16 protein-coding genes are annotated in these 21,613 nt (G+C 67.1%); 12 read left to right on the top strand and 4 right to left on the bottom strand.

Annotation, left to right across the window (positions count from 1 at the left end; genetic code table 11):
* Positions 1-39: 39 nt before the first annotated feature.
* The 7 genes from BGO46_RS12630 to BGO46_RS12600 all read left to right on the top strand — a co-directional run bounded on the left by BGO46_RS12630 (position 40) and on the right by BGO46_RS12600 (position 9,007).
* Positions 40-678, top strand: coding sequence for an N-6 DNA methylase (locus BGO46_RS12630; RefSeq protein WP_292676633.1), 639 nt, complete (start codon positions 40-42; stop codon positions 676-678).
* Positions 675-2,303: an Eco57I restriction-modification methylase domain-containing protein gene (locus BGO46_RS12625; RefSeq protein WP_292676635.1), complete on the top strand. Its 1,629-nt coding sequence runs from the start codon at positions 675-677 to the stop codon at positions 2,301-2,303. Before BGO46_RS12630 ends, BGO46_RS12625 begins: the two co-directional genes overlap by 4 nt.
* On the top strand, positions 2,300-4,861 hold the full coding sequence (locus BGO46_RS12620; RefSeq protein ID WP_292676636.1) for a GIY-YIG nuclease family protein: 2,562 nt from the start codon (positions 2,300-2,302) through the stop codon (positions 4,859-4,861). The genes BGO46_RS12625 and BGO46_RS12620 overlap by 4 nt, the downstream gene beginning before the upstream one ends.
* 36 nt (positions 4,862-4,897) lie before the next feature.
* Positions 4,898-5,218 (top strand): nucleotide pyrophosphohydrolase, encoded by a 321-nt coding sequence (locus BGO46_RS12615; protein WP_292676638.1) that lies wholly within the window; start codon positions 4,898-4,900, stop codon positions 5,216-5,218.
* Positions 5,205-6,956: a DUF2075 domain-containing protein gene (locus BGO46_RS12610; RefSeq protein ID WP_292676640.1), complete on the top strand. Its 1,752-nt coding sequence runs from the start codon at positions 5,205-5,207 to the stop codon at positions 6,954-6,956. Before BGO46_RS12615 ends, BGO46_RS12610 begins: the two co-directional genes overlap by 14 nt.
* 5 nt (positions 6,957-6,961) lie before the next feature.
* Positions 6,962-7,414 carry a hypothetical protein gene (locus tag BGO46_RS12605; protein WP_292676641.1) on the top strand — a complete coding sequence of 151 codons (453 nt, stop codon included), beginning with the start codon at positions 6,962-6,964 and terminating at the stop codon, positions 7,412-7,414.
* A gap of 87 nt (positions 7,415-7,501) precedes the next feature.
* The gene (locus tag BGO46_RS12600) at positions 7,502-9,007 is read left to right on the top strand and encodes an HNH endonuclease signature motif containing protein (RefSeq protein WP_292676643.1); all 1,506 of its coding nucleotides are present in this window, start codon (positions 7,502-7,504) and stop codon (positions 9,005-9,007) included.
* 85 nt (positions 9,008-9,092) lie between these two features.
* Here the strand turns inward: BGO46_RS12600 and BGO46_RS12595 are convergent, their stop codons facing one another.
* From BGO46_RS12595 to BGO46_RS12580, 4 genes are all read right to left on the bottom strand, one after another.
* Positions 9,093-9,464: a cupin domain-containing protein gene (locus BGO46_RS12595; RefSeq protein WP_292676645.1), complete on the bottom strand. Its 372-nt coding sequence runs from the start codon at positions 9,462-9,464 to the stop codon at positions 9,093-9,095.
* Positions 9,461-10,897, bottom strand: coding sequence for an FAD-dependent oxidoreductase (locus BGO46_RS12590; RefSeq protein WP_292676647.1), 1,437 nt, complete (start codon positions 10,895-10,897; stop codon positions 9,461-9,463). Before BGO46_RS12590 ends, BGO46_RS12595 begins: the two co-directional genes overlap by 4 nt.
* 118 nt (positions 10,898-11,015) lie before the next feature.
* Positions 11,016-11,414 carry a hypothetical protein gene (locus tag BGO46_RS12585; protein ID WP_292676649.1) on the bottom strand — a complete coding sequence of 133 codons (399 nt, stop codon included), beginning with the start codon at positions 11,412-11,414 and terminating at the stop codon, positions 11,016-11,018.
* A gap of 77 nt (positions 11,415-11,491) precedes the next feature.
* A complete protein-coding gene (locus BGO46_RS12580) occupies positions 11,492-13,399 on the bottom strand; it encodes an alpha-amylase family protein (protein ID WP_292897816.1) in 1,908 nt (635 codons plus the stop codon).
* Between the two features lie 102 nt (positions 13,400-13,501).
* On the opposite strand from BGO46_RS12580, the gene BGO46_RS12575 reads away from it, so the two are divergent.
* From BGO46_RS12575 to BGO46_RS12555, 5 genes are all read left to right on the top strand, one after another.
* Complete coding sequence (locus BGO46_RS12575) at positions 13,502-13,867, top strand: methylmalonyl-CoA epimerase (RefSeq protein ID WP_292676651.1); 366 nt, start codon at positions 13,502-13,504, stop codon at positions 13,865-13,867.
* Positions 13,868-13,877: 10 nt separating this feature from the next.
* Positions 13,878-15,389: an L-serine ammonia-lyase, iron-sulfur-dependent, subunit alpha gene (locus BGO46_RS12570; protein WP_292676653.1), complete on the top strand. Its 1,512-nt coding sequence runs from the start codon at positions 13,878-13,880 to the stop codon at positions 15,387-15,389.
* A gap of 279 nt (positions 15,390-15,668) precedes the next feature.
* On the top strand, positions 15,669-18,029 hold the full coding sequence (locus tag BGO46_RS12565) for a glycoside hydrolase family 3 N-terminal domain-containing protein (protein WP_292676655.1): 2,361 nt from the start codon (positions 15,669-15,671) through the stop codon (positions 18,027-18,029).
* Between the two features lie 110 nt (positions 18,030-18,139).
* On the top strand, positions 18,140-18,544 hold the full coding sequence (locus BGO46_RS12560; RefSeq protein WP_292676657.1) for a hypothetical protein: 405 nt from the start codon (positions 18,140-18,142) through the stop codon (positions 18,542-18,544).
* A gap of 54 nt (positions 18,545-18,598) precedes the next feature.
* Positions 18,599-21,559 (top strand): glycoside hydrolase family 3 protein, encoded by a 2,961-nt coding sequence (locus tag BGO46_RS12555; protein WP_292676659.1) that lies wholly within the window; start codon positions 18,599-18,601, stop codon positions 21,557-21,559.
* Positions 21,560-21,613 lie beyond the last annotated feature (54 nt).

The raw sequence follows: 21,613 nt of genomic DNA, 5'->3' as shown, positions 1-21,613 counted from the left end.
CTTGTACCGTAGGCTCGATCTGATCGGGAGGGCCGTGGCATGGGGGACGAGAAGCTGGTGAAGTCGCGCCAGCGCGTGGCCGATCACGGCGAGGTGTTCACGCCGCGCTGGCTCGTCGACGACATGCTCAACCTCGTCAAAGGTGAGACCGAGCGCATCGATTCGCGGTTCCTCGAGCCGGCGTGTGGATCGGGCAACTTCCTCGTGCCGATCCTCGAGCGCAAGCTCGCCGCGGTGCAGACGCGGTACGGCAAGAGCGCCTTCGAGAAGCGGCGCTACGCCCTGTTCGCGCTGATGTGCGTGTACGGCATCGAGCTGCTGGCCGACAATGCTGCCGAGTGCCGCGAGAACCTCGAGGGTACTTTCGCCCGGGTGCTAAAGCTTGAACCAGCCGATTCGCTGGTTCTCGCCGCACGCGCGGTGCTCGCGGTGAACATCGTGCAGGGCGACGCGCTCGCAATGACGGATGCCACGGGCGAGCCCATCGTCTTCCCCGAGTGGGGCTACCTCGGGCGCGGAAAGTACCAGCGCCGCGACTTCCGCTTCGACGCGCTGACGCAGCGCTCGGCGGCATCCGGGACGCTTTTCGACGCCTTCGAAGAGCACGAGATCTTCACGCCGGTGCGCACGTATCCGGCCATGACCGTCGACGACATCGCGCTGGGGAGCACCGAATGACGACACCCATTCTCGAAGGCCAGGCGAGCTTCGCGCTGCGTGGGCACAATCCCGACGTCCTGACCTGCATCGCGAACCTCTCGAACGATGAGGTGTTCACGCCTCCCGAGCTCGCGAACCAGATGCTCGACACGGTGGCGGATGCCTGGGCGGATGCCCACGGCGGAGCCTCGATCTGGCAGAACCCCGACGTCACCTTCCTTGACCCGTTCACCAAGTCGGGCGTCTTCCTGCGCGAGATCACCGCGCGGCTCACGGACGGTCTCGCCGACGTGATCCCCGACCTACAGGAACGGGTCGATCACATCCTAACGAGGCAGGTCTACGGCATCGGCATCACGCAGCTCACCGCACTGCTCGCGCGTCGCAGTGTCTATTGCTCGAAGGATGCCACGGGCGAGCATTCCATCGCGAAGAGCTTCGACCGCGACTGGGGCAACATCTGGTTCGAGCGCACCGAGCACACCTGGGCCGGCGACAAGTGCGCGTACTGCGGGGCCGGAAAGAGCGGCTACGGGCGGGGCGACGAGCTGGAGACCCACGCGTACGCCTTCATCCACACCACCGATCCGCGGGCGCTGCTCGCACGCATGTTTGGAGCCGACGTGCAGTTCGACGTCATCATTGGGAACCCGCCGTACCAGCTTGATGATGGTGGCGCGGGTTCTAGTGCGGCGCCGATATACGACAAGTTCGTGGAGAAGGCGCGAAGCATGGACCCGCGCTACCTCTCTCTCGTGATTCCCGCTCGATGGTACGCGGGTGGCAAGGGGCTCGGTGAGTTCAGAGCTGGCATGCTCAGAGATGGCCGTATTCGACAACTCCAGGATTATCCGGACACGACCGACGTCTTCCCCGGTGTCAATAATCGAGGAGGCATCTGCGTTTTCCTGTGGGACCGTGACCACCCCGGTGCGACGCAGGTGACCACTCACGAGGGCGGTCGGATCACTTCGTCGTCCAGCCGGCCAATGCTCGAGCCGGGGCTCGATACTTTCGTTCGCTACAACGAGGGTCTCGATATCCTGCGGAAAGTGGTTGCCGTTGAGCGGCCGGCTTCGGACGGACTCCTGTCGTTGCCTCCCGACCGACAGTTCAGCCGGCTGGTCAGTGCGAGGAAGCCCTTCGGGCTCGACACCAAGATGCGCGGTGCAAGTGCATCGCGACCCGGATACCTGCGAATGTACCGAAATGGTGGGATCGACTACATCGAGCCTGCTCGAGTCGAGGTGGGGCGCGAGCTCATAGGCGCCGTCAAGCTCTTCGTGCCATATGCGAGTCCCGGTAGCGACGACTACCCGCACCTCGTACTTTCGCGGCCCATCGTTGTCGGCACAGGGGATGTGTGCAGCGAGACCTACCTTGTCGTCGGGCCGTTCGCAGATGCGGAGACGGCGAGAAGCGCGGCGTCTTACATGGGGACGCAGTTCTTTCGCTTCATGGTGAACCTCCTGCGGGTGTCGCAGCATGTCACCAAATCTGTGTACGCACTTGCGCCGACTCAGGACTTCGCCGAACGGTGGGACGATGACCGTCTCGCGGTGAAGTATGGGCTTTCGGCCGCGGACCGTGCGTTCATGGCGCGTTTCATTAAGGATGTCAGCTGGGCCGGTGAGTTCGAATGACGAGGCCTGAGTCCGAGCTCCTCCCCGCCAAGCCCGCCGCGCATCCGCGCCTGTACGCCTGGTCATCCGACGAGGTCGCGCGGCGGTGGCGCGGGTGCCTCAAGGTCGGCCAGACGACGCGCGACGTCAACACCCGCATCAAGGAGTCGCAGGGGCAGACCCGCGTCGACTACACGGTCGAGGTCGACGAGTCGGCCGAGCGTCCCGACGGGCCGCTCATCACCGACGTCGAGGTGCGCCGCCGACTCATCGACAAGGGCTTCGAGAACGTCGTCTTCGAGTCAAGCAAGGAGTGGATGCGCTGCTCCGCCGACGACGTCAAGACGGCGATCGCCGAACTCCGCGCCGGCGTCACTTACGAGGGCACGCACCACGCGACCTTCGGGATGCGCGACGAACAGGCGTCCGCCGTCGAGAAGACTCTCGAGTACTTCGCGAGCCGCTGGGCGGAGGACGCCGACGCCGTGCCCGAGTTCCTCTGGAACGCAAAGATGCGCTTCGGCAAGACCTTCACGACGTATCAGCTCGCCAAGAAGATGGGTGCGAAGCGCGTGCTCCTCGTGACGTTCAAGCCCGCCGTCGAAGACGCCTGGGACACCGACCTGAAGACCCACACCGACTTCAACGGGTGGCAGTACCTGTCGCGCAAGACCGGCGGCGACCCGGCATCCGTCGATCCGGAACGTCCGCTCGTGTTCTTCGGTTCGTTCCAAGACCTCATGGGTCGCGACAAGGCGACGGGCAACTTCAAGGCGAAGCATGCCTGGCTCACCGAACTGCAGTGGGACCTCGTCGTCTTCGACGAGTACCACTTCGGCGCCTGGCGTGACGCCGCCAAAGAGCTCTTCGAGGGCGAGGACGCCAAGTCGCAGAAGAAGGCGACCGAAGACGAGTTCAGTCAGGACCTCGAGACCTTCGCCGAGAACCTGGAAGAGATCGGGCTCGATGAGGATGCCTTCGTGCCGATCCGCGCGCGCTCGTACCTCTACCTCTCCGGCACGCCGTTCAAGGTGCTCAAGGAAGGGCGGTTCATCGAAGAGCAGATCTTCAACTGGACCTACACCGACGAGCAGCGCGCCATGGCGGCGTGCTCTGTGGAGCGCCCCAGTGAGCCGAACCCGTACGCGGCCCTGCCCGAGATGCGGCTGCTGACCTATCAGATGCCCGAGGAGCTCATCGCGATCGCGAGTCAGGGCGAATTCGACGAGTTCGACCTCAATGCGTTCTTTGAGGCGCGGGTAGTCGACGGTGTAGCCGAGTTCGTGCACAAGGACGACGTGCAGAAGTGGCTCGACATCATCCGGGGCCAGTACGCGCCGACGCAGGTCGACTACCTCAAGGCCGGCACGCGCCCGCCGTTCCCTTACTCCGACACGCGGCTGCTGCCGTACCTCCAGCACTCGATCTGGATGCTGCCCCGCACGGCATCCTGCGCCGCCATGGCGAACCTGCTCGCCGAACCGCAGAACGCGTTCTGGCACGACTACTCGGTCGTGAATGTGTCTGCGCCGGGCGTCGGCGTCGGGCTCGACGCGCTGCCGCCCGTGCGCGATGCGATCGGCAACGGGTACGACACGAAGACGATCACGCTCACCGTGGGCAAGCTCACGACCGGTGTGACCGTGCCGCAGTGGTCATCGATTCTGATGCTGCGGAACCTGCAGGCGCCGGAGACGTACTTCCAGGCGGCGTTCCGCGTGCAGTCGCCGTGGACGATCCGCAACCCCGACGGCGACGATCCCGCGCGCGTCGACATCCTCAAGCCGGTCTGCTTCGTCTTCGATTTCGCGCCCACGCGGGCGCTGCGGCAGATGAGCGAGTACGGCATCGGACTCGCACCCGAGGAACGCAACCCCGAGAAGGCGGTCGAAGAACTCGTGAAGTTCCTGCCGGTGCTCGCGTACGACGGGTCGAACATGACGCAGGTGGATGCCGGGGGCATCCTCGACATCGCCATGGCGGGAACCTCGGCGACGCTGCTCGCCCGCAAGTGGGAGTCGGCGATCCTCGTCAACGTCGACAATGCGACCCTGCGGAAGATCATGGATGACCCGGCGGCGATGGATGCCGTCATGAACATCGAGGGCTTCCGTGCACTCGGCTCGAACGTGTTCGAGACCGTCGTGAACAAGAGCGAGTCGGTCAAGAAGACCAAGACCGAGCGCGGCGAAGACCTGACTCCCGGTGAGAAGAAGGAGCTCACCGAGGAGGAGAAGGAGTACAAGTCCAAGCGCAAGCAGATCCAAGAGAAGCTGATCAAGTTCGCGACGCGCATCCCGGCCTTCATGTACCTCACCGATTACCGCGAGAACACGCTCTACGACGTCATCACCAAGATCGAGCCCGAGCTGTTCAAGGCTGTCACCGGCCTCACCGTCGACGACTTCAACCTGCTCGTCGGCCTCGGCGTCTTCAACGCCGGCCACATGAATCAGGCCGTCTTCGCTTTTCGCCGGTATGAGGATGCCTCACTGTCGTACACCGGCATTACAGTCAACGGAGGACGCCGCAAGATCGGGCTCTACGACACGGTCGTTGCGGTGGAGCACGCGGGCTGAGCCGCGGCGTCGAGGGCCGCTGGTAGCGTCACAGAGGTGACGAGCGAACGGGTCAGGCAGGCGGTGACCGCGTTCGTCGGGGCGCGCGAGTGGGGGCAGTTCCACACGCCGGCGAACCTCGCCAAGAGCATCTCGATCGAGGCATCCGAGCTGCTGGAGTGCTTCCAGTGGAGCGACGACGCCGATCCGGCGCGCGTGCGCGAAGAGCTCGCGGATGTCGTGACATATTGCATCCTGCTCGCCGAGCGGCTCGGCGTCGATCTCGACGAGATCGTGCTCGACAAGCTCGCCCTCACCGAGCAGAAGTACCCGGTCGAGCGCGCGAAGGGGCGGAGCACGAAGTATGACGCCCTCTGAGATCGAACGCCTCGCTTTCGACGCCAACGCGGTGTCGGCGTGGGCGCGCGGCAGCGAGCATCGCCGCAACTGGCCCGTCGTCTACGTGCTCGACAGCGGGGATGCCACGAACGGGGCATCCGTCTATGTCGGCGAGACCGTCAACGCGGCATCCCGCATGCGCCAACATCTCGCCAGCCCTGCGAAGGCGGGTTTCCGCAGCGTGCGCGTCGTCATCGACGAGACCTTCAACAAGTCGGCCTGCCTCGACCTCGAGTCGCACCTGATCCGCTGGCTTGCCGGCGATGGCGCGTTCACCGTGATGAACGGCAACGAGGGCATCGTCGACGCGCAGTACTACGAACGCGACCTCTATCGCGAGGGCTTCGCGGAGGTCTTCGAGCAGCTGCGCGCCGAGGGGATCTTCCAGCGCAGCATCCCCGAGATCGAGAACAGCGACCTCTTCAAGCTGTCGCCGTTCAAGGTGCTCACGCCGGAACAGGCGATCGCCGTCGAAGACATCGTCGACGGGCTGCTCGAGGATCTCGCGACCGGAGCCGCGTCGACGAGCGTCATCGAGGGGCATCCCGGCACGGGGAAGACGATCGTCGCGATCTTCCTCATGAAGCTACTTGCCGACATCCGCGATCACGACGATGTCGACGAGATCGAACCCGACTCGATGTTCGCCGAGTACTTCGTGCCCGAGAACCGGGAGCTGCTCGCCGGACTGCGGATCGGCTTCGTCGTGCCGCAGCAGTCGTTGCGTGAGTCGATCCGGCAGGTGTTCCGTAAGACACCCAGGCTCGGTGCGGCGCAGGTCGTGACGCCGTTCGAGGTCGGAGAGTCGAACGAGCCGTGGGACGTCCTGATCGTCGACGAGACGCACCGGCTGAACCAGCGTGCGAACCAGTCGTCGGGCATCAACAACAAGCGATTCGCGGCGATCAACGAGCGGCTCTTCGGCGTCGATGACCCTGCGAAGACACAGCTCGACTGGGTCCGCTCCCGCAGCGCACACCAGATCTACCTGCTGGATGCCGAGCAGACGGTGCGCCCCGCCGACCTTCCGCAGGCCGCGCTGCGGTCGCTGGTCGCGGGTGCACAGGCATCCCATCGCCGTTACCCGCTGACGACGCAGATGCGCGTGCGCGCGGGTGCCGACTACGTGGCGTTCGTCCGTGCGCTGCTGCGCGGCGAGGTCACCTCGGGGTCGCGGCCGGATCTCGGCGACTACGAACTGCGGCTGTTCGACGACCTGGGCGCGATGCAGCGCGAAATCCTGCAGCGGAACGCCGCCGACGGCCTCGCGCGGCTCGTCGCCGGCTACGCCTGGGAGTGGAAGAGCAACACGAACAAGGATGCCTTCGACATCGAACTCGACGGCGTGCGGCTGCGGTGGAACAGCACCACGAAAGACTGGATCAACAGTCGTGCGTCGATCGACGAAGTCGGGTCGATCCACACGGTGCAGGGGTACGACCTGAACTACGCGGGCGTCATCATCGGGCCCGATCTGAGGTTCGACGCCGACACCGGTCGCCTGTTCATCGATCGCGAGTCGTACCGCGACAAGAAGGGCAAGGAGAACAACAAGCAGCTCGGCATCGTCTACTCCGACGAAGACCTGCTCGCGTTCATCCGGAACATCTACGGCGTGCTGCTCACGCGCGGCATGCGCGGGACGTTCGTGTACGTGTGCGACCCGGCGCTGCGCGCGTACGTGGCATCCGTCATCGGGCCCGTCGACCGGGTGTGACGCGCATGGCGACCCGGGTGTTCGAGCTGTCGACCGGCGTCACCGCCGCGCCGGAGGTCGTCATCGACTTCCTCATCACGCTCGATCGGCACCGCGGGATGCACCCGTACCTCGCCTCCGCCACGATCGTCACATTCGGGAATGACGACGGTGTGCCGTGGTGGGACTGGCGCGTCGTCGAGCGGCCGGCGCTCGGGCCGTTACGTTACACGATCCGGTTTCCTGCGCGGATGACGCGGCTCTCACTCACCTCGATGCGGGGGAGCGTGCGCGCGGCGCCGGGATGCCTGCTCGACACCGTCACGACGGCCGAGAGCGATGCCGACGGCGGCGTGACCGTGCGCGAAACGACGACGGTGACGGCGCCGCGCATCGTGCTCGGGTACATGGCGAAGCACGCGGAACTCGCGCACGCGCGGACGTTCTCGCTGCTTGCGGGGGAGCTTGGGGCAAGTTGAACTTGACCTCTGCAGTTCGAACAAATATCTGAAACTTATTGAGTCCAGAGTCTTGTGATACACGTTGATACGTGCGATCATGGGTCTATGACATTCCTCGGTGACCTCCGCGACGGCGTCGACCGTCTTGCGCAGTTCGCCGAGCTCGATTGCGAGGTCGCTGCTCTCATGAGTGGCGCCGGCGCGCTCAGTGACGACTCCGTGCGCGAGGCCTTCGACGCGGTCGCGGGGTTGTCGCGTCAGGTGCAGAAACTCGAGGTCGTCCTCGCGGGCGTCATCGCCCGCCGTTCCACGCGCGCGGCCGGGCATGCCGGGCTCGCGCAGACCGGCGGATTCCGCACGCCCGTGCAGATGGTGCAGGAGATCACCGGCGTTCCGCGCGGCGAGGCGATCCGCGTCGTGAAGGTCGGCGAGGCGCTCGCCGAAGGCGCGGATGTTGGTGGGGCGGGGCCCGCTGAGCTGGTCGAGGCTGCTGTGGCTGCCGATGCTGTCGGGCCGTGGCATCAACCGCTCAGCGCGGCGCTGATGTCTGGCGCGATTACGCGGGCGCAGGTCGATGTCATTCGCCGAGGGCTGGGCGAACCACCCACGATCGAGGGGCGCGATGACAGCGACGTGATCGATGTGTGGCGCATCGCGGCGCAGCAGCTCATCGACGAGGCGCCCGGCTGCACCGTCGAAGACCTCGGTGCGTCCGCGCGGGCGGTGCGCGACGCGATCGATCCGGTCGGCGCCGAGGCGCGCTGGGCCGAGCACTACGCGGCGCGATCGTTCCGCATGCGGGTCGACGCCGACGGGCGCACGCACGGACACATCGTGTTCGACGATCTCGGAGCCGCCTGGTGGCAATCGGTGATGGATGCCGCGCTGCGGCCGCGCCGCGGGGGTCCGCGATTCGTATCCGAAGACGAGCTGAAGGCGGCGGCGTCCCTCGCTGATGATCCGCGCACGAATGAACAGCTCGCGTACGACCTGATGCTCGACATGTTCCGCGCAGGCACGACCGCCGAGGCGAAAGACGTGTTCGGAACCCGGCAGGCGGGCGTGCGCATGATCACGATCCGCGACCGTGACGAGTCCGGCACGCCGCTGCGGCGCGACGCGTTCGGGCGCCTGCTCGCCGTCGCGCACAGCGAGGACGGCGCCCTCACCTTCCCGGGATCGGTGCTCGACCGCACGCTGTGCGAAACCGGGTTCATCGACGTGACGCTCGACGCGTGCGGCAACCCGCTCGACGTCGGGCGCGAGCACCGGCTGTTCACCCCGCCACAGCGCATCGCGCTTGCTGCGCGCGACGGCGGTTGCATGTGGCCCGGCTGTGACCGGCCGCCCGCATACTGCGAAGCGCATCACATCGACGAGTGGGTTGCCGACGAGGGGCGTACCGACATCGATCGTGGCATCCTGCTGTGCACGTATCACCATGTGCATCTGCACTTTGCCGGATTCAGGATCGTGCGCGATGGGCTGGGCGCGTTCATCCTCGTTCCGCCGCCGGGTGAGTCGGCGGCGCCCGTCGAACTGCGGTCGAAGTCGCCGCTGCGGTGGCTGTTCGACCCTCCTCCCCGAGTCGGGTGGCGACTCGCCGCCTGAGGCATGGGCGTTTCGTCGCGCTGCGCTCGCTCAACGTCTGGGGTTGGCGCGCTCGCTCAATCTCGGGGGCGCGCAGCGGCCAGGGCTACGCCAGGTACACCTTGCGGAGGGTCTCGCGCACGGTCCACACCGTCTGCATGCCTGACTCCAGGCGCACGATCGCGCCGGGCGACAGCTCGATCGTCGGCAGTGCGGGCTCGATGAACTCCACGGTCGCGGAACCCGCCACGACGACGAACACCTCCGATACCTCGGTGTCGCGCATCGCGCCGACCGTCATCTCCCAGACGCCCAGCCCCATATCCTCATCGAGGTCGACCGACCCGGTCTGCGGGGCACCGCCCATCACGCGAGCGGCCGGAACCGCGGTCAACGGCACCTCGACCGACAGTGCAGAGATCACCACCCCGGCATCCAGCTCGCCGAACTCCACCTCGTCGTCATCCCACGTGCTCATGAATCGAAGCCTAGGCCGAGAGCGTCGAGAGTCTTCAGCAGCAGATTGCGGCGGCCCTCGTGATGATCGGCCCGGGCCAGCGACCAGCGCGTCAGATTGATGCCGATCGCCGCCGCAGGCTCGGGCGGGAACGGCAGCGGGCGCCGCCGCACCATCTCCAGCTGCGTGCGCTCGGTCTCCCCTCCCGCCAGCAGGTCGAGCATCACCTCGGCGGCGAACCGCGTCGACCCGACGCCGAGACCCGTGAAGCCCGCCGCATACGCGACGCGCCCGCCGCGCGCCGTGCCGAAGAACGCCGTGAACTGCGTCGACGTGTCGATCGCGCCCGCCCACTGGTGCGAGAACCGCAGACCCTCCAGTTGCGGGAACGTCGTGAAGAAGTGGCTCGCGAGCTTCGCCCACACATCGGGCCGGTGCTCGTACCGCGGATCCACCCGCCGGCCGTAGTGGTAGACCGCGTCATACCCGCCGAACAGGATCCGCCCGTCCTGCGTCGGCCGGTAGTAGTGGAACTGGTTCGCCATGTCGCCGATGCCCTGCCGACCCTGCCAGCCGATCTCCGCCCACTGCGCGGCGCTCAGTGGCTCGGTCATCAGCGCATAGTCGTACACCGGCACCGTCATCAGCCGATTGCGCTTCAGCAGCGACGGAAACACATTCGTCGCGAGCACCGCCTGCGCGGCGCTGACCTGCCCGGCATCCGTCAGCATCCGCACCTCACTCGGCCCCGACTCCAGCGCCGTCACGTGCGACCGCTCGAAGATCTCGACACCGAGCTCTTCGGCGATGCGGGCAAGCTCTGCCGCGAGTCGCGCCGGATGCACGAGTGCACTCGCGTTCTTCTCCCAGATCGCGGCGAGGTACGTCGGCGAGTTCACGACCGAACGCACGGATGCCTCATCCAGGTACACGACGTCGTCATCGCCCGCCGCGTCGGTGAACCACTCGTCGAGCCACGCGAGCTCGTGCGGCTCGATCGCGGGAGCCAGCTCGCCCGTCCGCTCGAACTGCACGTCGAGGCCCAGCTCGCGCACGGTGTGCTCGATCTCGTCGAGGTTTTGCCGCCCGAGCCGCTCGAGCGTCTCGACCTCGCGCGGCCACCGGCGCAGCCCGTTCTCGTGCCCGTGCGTGAGGCTCGCCTCGCAGAATCCGCCGTTGCGACCCGACGCCGCCCAGCCCACCCGCTGCGCCTCCATCACCACGACTCGACGGTGCGGGTCGCGCAACTTCGCGAGCAGCGCCGTCCACAGTCCCGTGTACCCGGCGCCGACGATGACGAGATCCGCCGCGACGCGCCCGCGCAGCGGAGGGCGATTCGGCCGCAGCGACGGCGGCAGATCGTCGATCCAGAACACGCCCGAGCGCGTCGCGTCGAGGCTGTGCGCGACGACGGATGCCGCGGGCGGATGCCGCTCGAAGACGGTGGTTCCCACGAATATCGCCCCCGATCCGCTCACGCATCGAGGCCGAACACCTGGCGCGTCGCTGGCGCCATTCAATACGCCTCGGTGGCGCGCCGCAAGGAACCGGCGAGATCCGGCGCGGCGCGGGTCAGCTGCCGCAGGCCTCGTTGAACTGCGTCGCGGCTGTCTGCAGATCACCCGCCGAGGAGTGCAGCGCTTCGGTCGCGGCATCCGCGTCTTGCGTGCCGGCGTCAGTGACGGCCGTGCGTGCCTTGTCGAGCGCCGAGGTGAGGGCGGTGAGAATCGGCGAGATCTCGGCGTTCGTCACCTGCGGAGCCAGGTCGCTGAGGGCGGACGAGGCATCCGCGAGGTTTGCCTGCACCGTCAGCAGGTCACCCGTCGTCAGTGCCGTGTTGGCGCCGGCGATCTGCTCCTGCACCGCCTCGAGGCCGTTGGCCACGACGATGCAGGCATCGGTCTTGCTCTGACCGCCCGACGCGGAGCAACCGGTCAGCGCAGCACCCGCCAGCAGCGCGGCGGCGGACACGGCCAGAATTCGCGCGGGCAGGCGCGCAGGACGGCGGGACGAAAGGTGCATGGAGACTCCGGAAGGTGCGGGGGACGCTAGGACAAGGGTGTCACGCGCAGCCACACGAAGCTGTGTGCCGGCAGGGAGAGTCCGTCGTCGAGATCGATGGCGCTCGAGCGCACGAGGTCTGTCGCGGCCCGCTCGAACCCCGACAGCGTGAGCGGATCGATCTCGACGGCCGCATCACCCACGTTCGCCAGCACCAGCACGCGCGTAGCTGGCCCCTGAGCTTGGGCCCCCACCCGCTGAAACCCGACGACCGACGCGTGCGGCGTGCGGAACCCGATCAGCGCGTTCCCCGCGAACTCGGGCGTCGACTGGCGCACCGCGATGAGCTTCCTCAGCCGCCGGAACACCCGGCCCGCCGGCGATGACGGGTCATCCCGCCGCGCGTACTGGTCGCGCGGCCGGTTGCCGCGGTGTACCCACCGGCTGTCGCCGCGGCGCACGGGGTCGTCGGTGTACGAGTAGTCGTTCAGCTGCGCGACCTCGTCGCCGAGATACAGCAGCGGGATGCCCCCGGTCGACAGCGCCAGCGCGTGCGCGAGCACGACGCGATCCTCGCCGCCCACGGCCCCCGCCTCGACACCGGCGAGCGATGCCGTCGTCCCGGTGACGCGCGCATCGCCGGTCGCGGGGTTCTCTTGGAAGGCGACTCCGCGCGCGAACGTCCCCTCGAACCTGCCCGTGTAGAAACGGTTCAGGAACTGCCGGTGCGCGTACCCGTCGATGCCGAGCTTCGCGGCATCCTCATCGGCGAACGTCCACCCGATGTCGTCGTGACCGCGCACGTAATTGACCCACGCGGTGCCCTCCGGCAGCGCGTGGCGGTGCTCCAGGGCATCCTGCAGCAGCCGCCCGTCACGCGTCGCGAGCGCCTCCCACGTCAGCGCCATCTGCAGCGGGTTGTACGAGAGCTCGCATTCGCCGGGCGAGATGTAGGTGACGACCTCGTCGGGGTGCACGATCGCCTCAGACTTGAACATCATGCCGGGCGCCGCCATCGCGAGCAGGGCGTTGAACGCCTGCAAGAGCAGGTGGGCTTCGGGCAGTGACTCGCACGCCGTGCCGAGCTTCTTCCAGATGAACGCGACGGCATCCATCCGCAGCACCTCGACGCCCTGGTTCGCGAGGAAGAGCATCTCGCCCGCCATCGCGCGGAAGACCGCGGGGTTCGCGTAGTTGAGGTCCCATTGATAGTGGTAGAACGTCGACCAGATCCAGCGGCCGTCGTCCAGCTGCACGAACGAGCCGGCGTGATCATCGGGGAAGATCTCGCGGGTCGTGCGCTCATAGGCATCCGGCATCTCGCGGTCGTCGAAGATGAGGTAGAAGTCGGCGAACGCCGGGTCGCCGGCGACCGCGGCGCGCGCCCACTCGTGCTCGTTGCTGGTGTGGTTGAAGATGAAGTCCAGCACGAGCGAGATGCCCGCCGTGCGCAGGTCGGCGGCGAGGTCGGCCAGCTGCGCCATCGTGCCCAGGCTCGGGTTGACGCGCCGATAGCTCGACACGGCGTAGCCGCCGTCGTTGTCGCCCTCGGGAGTATCGAACAGCGGCATGAGGTGCAGATACGTGAGCCCGAGCTCGCGGAAATAGGGGATCTGATCGCGGATGCCCGCGAGATTGCCGGCGTACCGGTCGACGTAGCAGACGCCGCCCAGCATGCGCTCTGACTGGAACCAGTCGGGGTCGGCGGCCCGCCGCGCGTCGCGCACCTTCAGTTCGAGCGGGCGGGCATTCCACGAGACGGATGCCTCGGCGATCGTCTGAGCCAACTGTTCCTGCCCGTCGCGGCGCTCGCCGTACAGGCGCGCGAACAGATCGTGCAGCCGCGGGAACTGCTCGTCGAAGCGGGCGAGGAACGCGTCGTCGGTGCGACCGGCGGCTGCGGCAGCGTCGAGGGCTGCGGTGCGGTCGACATCGACCGAGGTCAGCGCGGTCATGGGACTCCTTCCGGCTGGCCACCAGCCTAGGTTCTTCCCTGGGTGCCCTGTGGGATTGCGGGTGCGGGGCTACGCTGACGGCATCCGGCGAAAGGTCTTGTGATGAATCTCGTCCAGATCGCGCAGCACGCCGACGACCTCGATCGTGCCGCGGACTTCTACACGATACTGTTGGGGCGGCCGCCGCTCGCGCGCTTCGACCCGCCCGGATTGCTGTTCTTCGACCTCGACGGGGTGCGGCTGCTACTCGACCACGAGGCGCCGAGCGCGCTGGTGTACCTGCGCGTCGACAACGTCCACGAGACGCTCGAACGCCTCGACGGGCTCGTCGAGATCGTCTCGCCGCCGCACATGATCTTCCGGCATGACGACGACACGCTCGGGCCCGAGGGGCACGAGGAATGGCAGGCGTTCATCCGCGACAGCGAAGGCAACACGGTCGGGCTCGTCGCCTTTCAGCGGGCGTAGGGTCATCTGTGTGAGTGCGTACGTTTCGGCGTTCGAACTGTTCTCCATCGGAGTAGGACCGTCGAGCTCCCACACGGTAGGTCCGTTGCGGGCCGCCCGTGATTTCGCGCGCCGCATCGCGGGCTTCCCCGGTCTTGCACGCGTCACGTGCGCACTGTACGGATCGCTCGGTGCGACAGGGCTCGGCCACGGCACGCCGGATGCCGTCGTCGCGGGCCTCGCCGGGCACGAGCCCGAGACGGTCGACCCGGCGCTCGTCCGCGGGGCGTGGACCGGGTGGACAGACGGCGCGACCCTGCTCGTCGACGGGGCGGTACCGGTGCCGTTCGCGCGCGACGACATCTCGTTCGTCCCGCGGACGCGCTTGCCGGGGCATCCGAATGCGATGACGCTGCGGGCGTTCGATGCCGCCGGCGCGGAGCTCGCCGAGCAGACGTACTACTCGATCGGGGGCGGGTTCATCCGGCGCGAGGGCGAGGCTGTCGGCGAGATCGGTGTCGCGCCGTTCCCGTTCGCGTACGCGTCGTCGGCCGAGCTGCTCGCGCTGTGCGATGAGCACGGCTTCACGATCGCCGAACTCGCGCGGCGCAACGAAGAGGCGCTGCGCCCCGAGGCCGACGTCGCGGCGGGGCTCGACGCGATCTGGGACGCGATGGCCGGCTGCGTCGAGGCCGGGCTGCACTCGGGCGGCGTGCTGCCCGGGATGCTCAAGGTCAAGCGCCGCGCGGGTCTCATCCGCGAGCAGCTCGACGAGGCCGAAGCCGGTGGTGGCCGCGAGCTGCCGGGGGAGTGGCTCGGCGCGTTCGCGCTCGCCGTCAACGAGGAGAACGCGGCGGGCGGCCGCGTCGTCACGGCGCCCACGAACGGTGCCGCCGGGATCGTGCCGGCCGTCGCGATGTACTGGTGGCGCTTTCTCGCCGACTCGAAGCTCGGCTCGGCGACCGCCGTCACCCCGTACGGTGAGCTCGTCGGCTCGGCGCTTTTGGGCCTGCACGACGCCGCCGGTCACGCCGCCGCCGGTCGCGGGGTGACCGAGGAGAGCGACCCCCTCGACGAGGCCCTGATCGCCGAGGCGAACCGCCGCCGGGGCATCCGCCGGTATCTCCTCACCGCGACAGCGCTCGGGTCGCTGTTCAAAGCGAACGCCTCGATCTCGGGTGCCGAGGGCGGATGCCAGGCCGAGGTCGGTTCGGCGTGCGCGATGGCGGCGGGTGGGCTGACCGCCGTGATGGGCGGCACGAATCGGCAGATCGAGAACGCCGCCGAGATCGCCATGGAGCACCACCTCGGGCTGACGTGCGATCCGGTCGGCGGGCTCGTGCAGATCCCGTGCATCGAGCGCAACGCGATCGCGGCATCCACCGCGGTGACGGCGGCGCGGCTCGCGCTGCGCGGCGACGGCGAGCACTACGTCTCGCTCGATGCTGTCGTCGAGACGATGCGCCAGACCGGCATCGACATGTCGACCAAGTACAAGGAGACCAGCGAGGGCGGTCTCGCCGTCAACGTCGTCGAGTGCTGACGTGTGGGCGGCTATGCCCGCCGGCCGCGACGCGCTGACGCGCGCGCATGAGCGCTCAACCGCATAGCGCTGCACGCCGCCGCGCGCCGGCGACCAACTATGCACCGGAACCGACCGAACATGTGGTCCGTTGGGTGACCATTCCTGCGTCGTGTGAACGTGGAGATGCACCTCTCGTCACACAGCATGTCCCGTGGCGAGGTGTGGCCCCAGAGGCGGGGCCAGCGCCCGCGCGCATGGTGCGCGCGGGTGTCCGTCAATGACGAAAGGGATAGGCCAATGAAGGCCCTGCCAAAGAAGGGGATCGCAGCGATCACCGGGATCGGACTTGCGATCACTCTCAGCGGATGCACGTTCGGCGAAGCCGAGGCGTCCACGTACACGACCCGCGAGGTCTCGGACGGAACCACAGACTTCGTGGTCGTAGAGAACCCCAATGGGGGTGCACAGCTCTCGTACGGCGCAGAAGGTGGCATTGAACTGCTGGAGGTCGAGGACGGCGGTGCAACCCTTGCGTTCAAAGACATGAACGCGAACGGCGAACTCGACACGTGGGAGGACTGGCGCGTCGACTCGTCCGAGCGCGCGGCAGACCTGGCCGCCGACATGTCGATCGAGCAGATCGCGGGCCTGATGCTCTTCAGCTCGCACGAGCGCTCGCCCGCCGATGGCCTCACCGACGCGCAGAAGACGTACCTCGACGAGTCGAACCTCCGTGCGGTGCTCAACGCTGCGGGCAGCAACGCCGACGAGACTGTGCCGTGGGTCAACGAGATGCAGGCGTATGTCGAGACGCTCGCCACCGCCGACACCCCCTACGTGCCCGTCAACTTCGCATCGGACCCGCGCTCGACCGCCGGTTCGGGCGGCTACAACGCGGACGGTGCGGACATCTCGCGCTGGCCGTCGAACCTGGGCCTTGCGGCCACGTTCAACGCCGAGTACACCGAACAGTTCGGCGAGATGGCATCCGCGGAGTACCGCGCGCTCGGCATCACCACCGCGCTGTCGCCGCAGGTCGACCTCGCGACCGAGCCGCGCTGGAGCCGCGTCGCCGGCACCTTCGGTGAGGACTCCGAGCAGGCTGCCGAGCTCACCGCTGCGTACGTGGACGGCTTCCAGGGCTCGGAAGGCGCCGACGAGTGGGGCACCGAGTCGGTCAACGCGATGATCAAGCACTTCTCCGGCGATGGCCCGGGCGAGGGCGGCCGCGAGGCGCACACCCAGTCCGGCAAGTACGGCGTCTACCCCGGCGACAACCTCGATGAGCACGTCTCGGTGTTCCAGGCCGCGCTCAACTCGGCATCCGTGATGACCGCGTACTCGATCGCTCTCGACGCCGACGGCAACCCGCTGTTCGACGACCGGATGGGCACCGCGTACGACTCGGGCCGCATGTCGATCCTCCGCGATGACAACTCCTACGAGGGCGTCATCGTCACCGACTGGGGTGTCATGAGCGGCTCCGACGACGAGGGCGCGATGTTCGGCATGGCGTGGGGTGCAGAAGATCTGACCCCGGCCGAGCGCTACGTGAAGGTTCTCGGCACCGGTCACGACATGTTCGGCGGCGTCAACGACGCGACCTACATCCTCGAGGCCGCCGACCTGTGGCAGGACCAGTACGAGGCTGGCGAGCAGGATGTGGACGCCCTCACGCGCTTCCAGCAGTCGGGCACGCGCATCCTCAACATGATCTTCCAGGTCGGTCTGTACGAGAGCGCGTTCCTCGTTCCCGAGGAGTCCGCTGAGATCCTCGCGAGCGCCGACAAGGTCGAGGCGGGCTACAACGCTCAGCTCGACTCGGTGGTCATGCTCAAGAACGACGGCACCATCGCGGCCGACACCGACTGGTCTGACAAGACGGTCTACATCCCGCAGTCGTACGACATCGGTATCGCCGGGGCGTTCGGCCCGGGTGAGTACACCGAGGGCGCGACTCTGGACCTCGAGGTCGCCGCGGAGTACTTCGGCGAGGTTGTGACCGATGAGGTCGAGTACGAGGAAGACGGCACCACGGTCAAGAGCTACACGGCTCCCGACCTGTCCGACGTCGACCTTGTCATCGTGGGGATGGACAGCCCGAACTCGGGTGGTACGTTCACCAACGCCGGTCTCACCATCGCCGAGGACGGCACGAAGACCTGGACCCCCATCTCTCTGCAGTACGGCGAGTACGTGGCTGACGGCGACAACGTCCGCAAGACCTCGATCGGTGGCGACATCCTCGCGGACGGCACGGTCGAGAACCGCTCGTACTACGGCAACACGGCGTTCATCACGAACGCCGCTGACCTGGACGCCTTCGAGCGGGCCGTCAAGGCCGTCGAGGACTCGGGTAAGGACATCCCCGTGATCACGGCTCTCAAGGCGGTCAACCCGACCATCCCGGCCGAGTTCGAGGCGGACTCCGACGCCATCCTCGTCAGCTTCGGCACCTCGGACCAGGCCATCTTCGACATCGCGACGGGCGTGCACGAGCCCGCCGGTCGCCTGCCGATCCAGTTCCCGAAGGACATGGACACCGTCGAAGCGCAGTACGAGGACGTCGCCAAGGACATGACGCCCTACACCGACGCCGCCGGCAACGTGTACGACTATGGCTTCGGCCTGAACTACGCCGGGGTGATCTCCGACTAGTCGCGAGATGATCCCGGGCCGCGGCCGGCGGCAACGCCGTCGGCCGCGGCCAACCCCCTTGATTCCGGCGCGGAGCTCCGCACCGGATCGACACAGAAGGAGCAGAGAAAGTGAACAAGAACAAGATCAACGCCGCCGTCCTGGCCACTCTGATCGCCGTGACCGGCGCATTCGGCCTGTCGGCGTGCTCTTCCGACGGCAACGGTGGCAGCTCGCAGGTCGACGTGAGCGAGATCGACGTCGCCGAAGACCTGCAGACGGCCCGCCAGGCGGTCGAGGACGCTCTTGCCGAAGACCCGACCTGGGCACAGGTCATGCTCGCGGGTGACGTCAAGCAGCCCACCGAGAAGTACGGCCTCCTGGTGATGCCGTTTGTCAAGTCCGAGGCCGCCGATCGCGTCACCGGCACGGTCACCATCACCGACGGGAAGTACGTCATCGAGGCTGACTCGGCCGCCACTGGCCAGACCTGGCAGATCGACCAGGACGGCAACATCACTGAGGTCGCCGAGTAGTCCTCGAACGCTCGTCCTCACCCCCATTCCTCACAGCACCGAAGGAGAAGTGACGTGAACGCACGACCCGCCGCGGGCGGAGCGGCCGTCAAGGCTCGAATGTCCAACAAGAAATACCTGGCGATCTGGATTCCCGTCATCGCCCTCGTGACGATCATCACGGTCGTCGCCAACGTCGCGATGAACGTCGCGACCGGGTGGATCGCCTCGCAGTTCGGATCGGGCACCTACACGTTCACGAACTCTGATGCATCGGCGGACTGGGACACCGAGTACTACCAGGCCGACTACGACACGATCGATGACGTCGACGCGGCCTCGCTCGACCTGGTCGAGGAGATCGGCGCCGGCGGCATCGTCCTCGCCAAGAACGAGGGCGCCGCACTTCCCCTCGCCGACGGTGCCCAGGTGACGATGCTCGGCCGGGCCGCCGCAGACCCCGTCTACGGCGGCTCCGGCTCGGGCTCGGTCGACACCAACTCGGCCGTCACCGCCCGCATGGGCCTGGAGAACGCCGGTTTCGGCGTGAACGACGCGGTGTTCTCGGCGATCGAGGCCTTCGCCGCCGACAACCCGCGCGGCTACATCGAGATGGACCGGCCCGACATCTCCACCTACTACATCGGGGAGCTGCCGGTGGCCGACTACGAGGCCCAGGCATCCTCCTTCTCCGCCTACGACGACGCGGCCGTGATCTTCATCGGCCGCCCCGGCGGCGAAGGCGGCGACCTCACCCAGGACATGACCGAGTGGGACGCCAACGCGCAGCCCGGTCAGCACCAGCTCGAACTGAACCAGGACGAGCGCGACCTCATCGCGCTGGCCAAGGACAGCTTCGAGACCGTCGTGGTCGTCATCAACGCCTCCACGACGCTCGAGCTCGGAGACCTGCAGAACGACCCCGGCGTCGACGCGATCCTGCTGGCCGGCTCGCCCGGTGCGACGGCGTTCAATGCGCTCGGCCGCATCCTCGACGGCGATGTGAACCCGTCCGGTCACACTGTCGACCTGTGGGCCGCCGACTTCACGAAGGATCCGACCTACGCGAACTTCGGCGACTTCCAGTACACGAACCTCGCCCCGTCCTACCCGGTCTCGGTCGCCGAGAGCGCGACCTCCAACGCCGAGGTCACCGACGACGCAACGTTCGTCAACTACGCCGAGGGCATCTACTTCGGCTACCGCTACTACGAGACCGCCGACGCCGAAGGCTTCATCGACTACGACGAGGCCGTCGTCTACCCGTTCGGCTACGGGCTCAGCTACACCGACTTCTCGTGGACCGTCGCGAACGTCGACGCGGGCGAGACGGACGGCCTCATCGCGGTCACCGTCGACGTCGCCAACACCGGCGCCGTCGCAGGCCGTGACGTCGTGCAGTTGTACTACTCGGCTCCCTACACGCGCGGCGGCATCGAGAAGGCTGAGGTCGTCCTTGGCGGGTTCGCCAAGACCGGCGTCATCGAGCCCGGCGCCAGTGAGCAGGTCGTGATCGAGGTCGCCGTCGAGGACATGGCCTCGTACGACTACCTTGACAACCGTGCCTACGTGCTCGAGGCGGGCGACTACCAGCTGAGCGTGCGCACCGATTCGCACACCGTCGCCGCAGGCACCGAGCCGTTCACCTATACGGTGGATGCTGACGTGGTCTACTCCGGCGACGAGCACCGCTCCTCGGACGAGACGGCGGTCACGAACCAGTTCGACGACGTGTCGACGCAGTTCACGACTGACGGTGAGGCGGGCAAGATCCAGGTCTTCTCTCGCGCCGATTTCGCCGGGACGTTCCCGACTGCGCCGACTGACGACATGCTCGTCGCCGACGACGCGATCGCCGCCGGCTTCGAGGCGTGGGATCACGAGGCGGCCGCGGCCGACTTCGACGGCGACATGCCGACGACCGGGGCCAGCTCCGACCTCTCGCTGATCGACATGCGCGGTCTCGCGAAGGACGACGCGCAGTGGGACGAGCTGCTCGACTCGCTGAGCGTGGGCGACATGACCGCCATGCTGCTCAACGGTGCCTACCAGACGGCCGCCATCGGCTCGATCGGCAAGCCGCAGACGCTGGAGCCGGACGGCCCCGCGGGCTTCTCTTCGTTCATTAACTCCGCCATCAACGGCACGGCGTACCCGTCCGAGGTGCTCATCGCACAGACGTGGGATGTCGAACTGGGGACGGCAATGGGCGTGATGCTCGGCAATGAGGCGATCTTCAAGAACATCAACGGCTGGTATGCACCCGCGGTCAACCTGCACCGCTCGCCGTTCGGCGGCCGCAACTTCGAGTACTACTCAGAGGACCCGGTGCTGTCGGGCCAGATGCTCACCGCAGTCGCCAACGGTGTCGGCACCAAGGGCGTCTACACGATGATCAAGCACTTCGCGATGAACGAGCAGGAGACGAACCGCGTCAACAACGGCATCGCGACCTGGGCGACCGAGCAGGCCATCCGCGAGGTGTACCTCAAGCCGTTCGAGATCGGCGTGAAGAACATCGAGATGACCGTGAAGTACCTCTCGGATGACGACGGTACAATCTCGGAGACCACGATCGGGGCGGCGGGTGTTATGAGCTCGTTCAATCGGATCGGTGCGACCTGGGCGGGCGGCTCGGTCGCTCTCATGGACACGGTGTTGCGCGGCGAGTGGGGCTTCGAAGGCTTCGGAATCACCGACTTCAACCTGTACCCGTACATGAACCCCAACCAGGGCATCAACGCCGGGTCCGACCTGATGCTCACCTTCCAGCCGTCCAAGTCGTTCAACGACTCGTCGTCGGCGAAGGCGGTGACCGACATCCGTGAGGCCACACACAACATCCTGTATACGGTGGCGAACTCGAACGCGATGAACGGGCTGGCCCCCGGGGCGACGGTCGAGTACACGCCGCCGGCGTGGGTCGTCTGGCAGATCGTCATTACCAGCGTTCTGGGTCTGCTGATCGCCGCCGCCATCGTGATGGTCGTGCTGCGCGTACGCCGGCACCGAAACGCCGCAGCCTCGACTGTCTGAACCGTGGGTGCCGGGCCGGAACTCTGCTCGCCGGGCCGGCACCCACAACCTCCG

Origin of the sequence: Microbacterium sp. 70-16 (assembly GCF_001898315.1) — a bacterium.
Taxonomy (GTDB): domain Bacteria; phylum Actinomycetota; class Actinomycetes; order Actinomycetales; family Microbacteriaceae; genus Microbacterium.
Note: the sequence above shows the minus strand (reverse complement) of the source record. Positions and strands in the feature narration are given on the sequence as shown.

Excerpts from the sequence above, each read along its gene's own strand:
- BGO46_RS12630 (WP_292676633.1), top strand. The coding sequence starts at position 40 with ATGGGGGACGAGAAGCTGGTGAAGTCGCGCCAGCGCGTGGCCGATCAC.
- BGO46_RS12625 (WP_292676635.1), top strand. The coding sequence starts at position 675 with ATGACGACACCCATTCTCGAAGGCCAGGCGAGCTTCGCGCTGCGTGGG.
- BGO46_RS12620 (WP_292676636.1), top strand. The coding sequence starts at position 2,300 with ATGACGAGGCCTGAGTCCGAGCTCCTCCCCGCCAAGCCCGCCGCGCAT.
- BGO46_RS12610 (WP_292676640.1), top strand. The coding sequence starts at position 5,205 with ATGACGCCCTCTGAGATCGAACGCCTCGCTTTCGACGCCAACGCGGTG.
- BGO46_RS12605 (WP_292676641.1), top strand. The coding sequence starts at position 6,962 with ATGGCGACCCGGGTGTTCGAGCTGTCGACCGGCGTCACCGCCGCGCCG.
- BGO46_RS12600 (WP_292676643.1), top strand. The coding sequence starts at position 7,502 with ATGACATTCCTCGGTGACCTCCGCGACGGCGTCGACCGTCTTGCGCAG.
- BGO46_RS12595 (WP_292676645.1), bottom strand. The coding sequence starts at position 9,464 with ATGAGCACGTGGGATGACGACGAGGTGGAGTTCGGCGAGCTGGATGCC.
- BGO46_RS12580 (WP_292897816.1), bottom strand. The coding sequence starts at position 13,399 with ATGACCGCGCTGACCTCGGTCGATGTCGACCGCACCGCAGCCCTCGAC.
- BGO46_RS12575 (WP_292676651.1), top strand. The coding sequence starts at position 13,502 with ATGAATCTCGTCCAGATCGCGCAGCACGCCGACGACCTCGATCGTGCC.
- BGO46_RS12565 (WP_292676655.1), top strand. The coding sequence starts at position 15,669 with ATGAAGGCCCTGCCAAAGAAGGGGATCGCAGCGATCACCGGGATCGGA.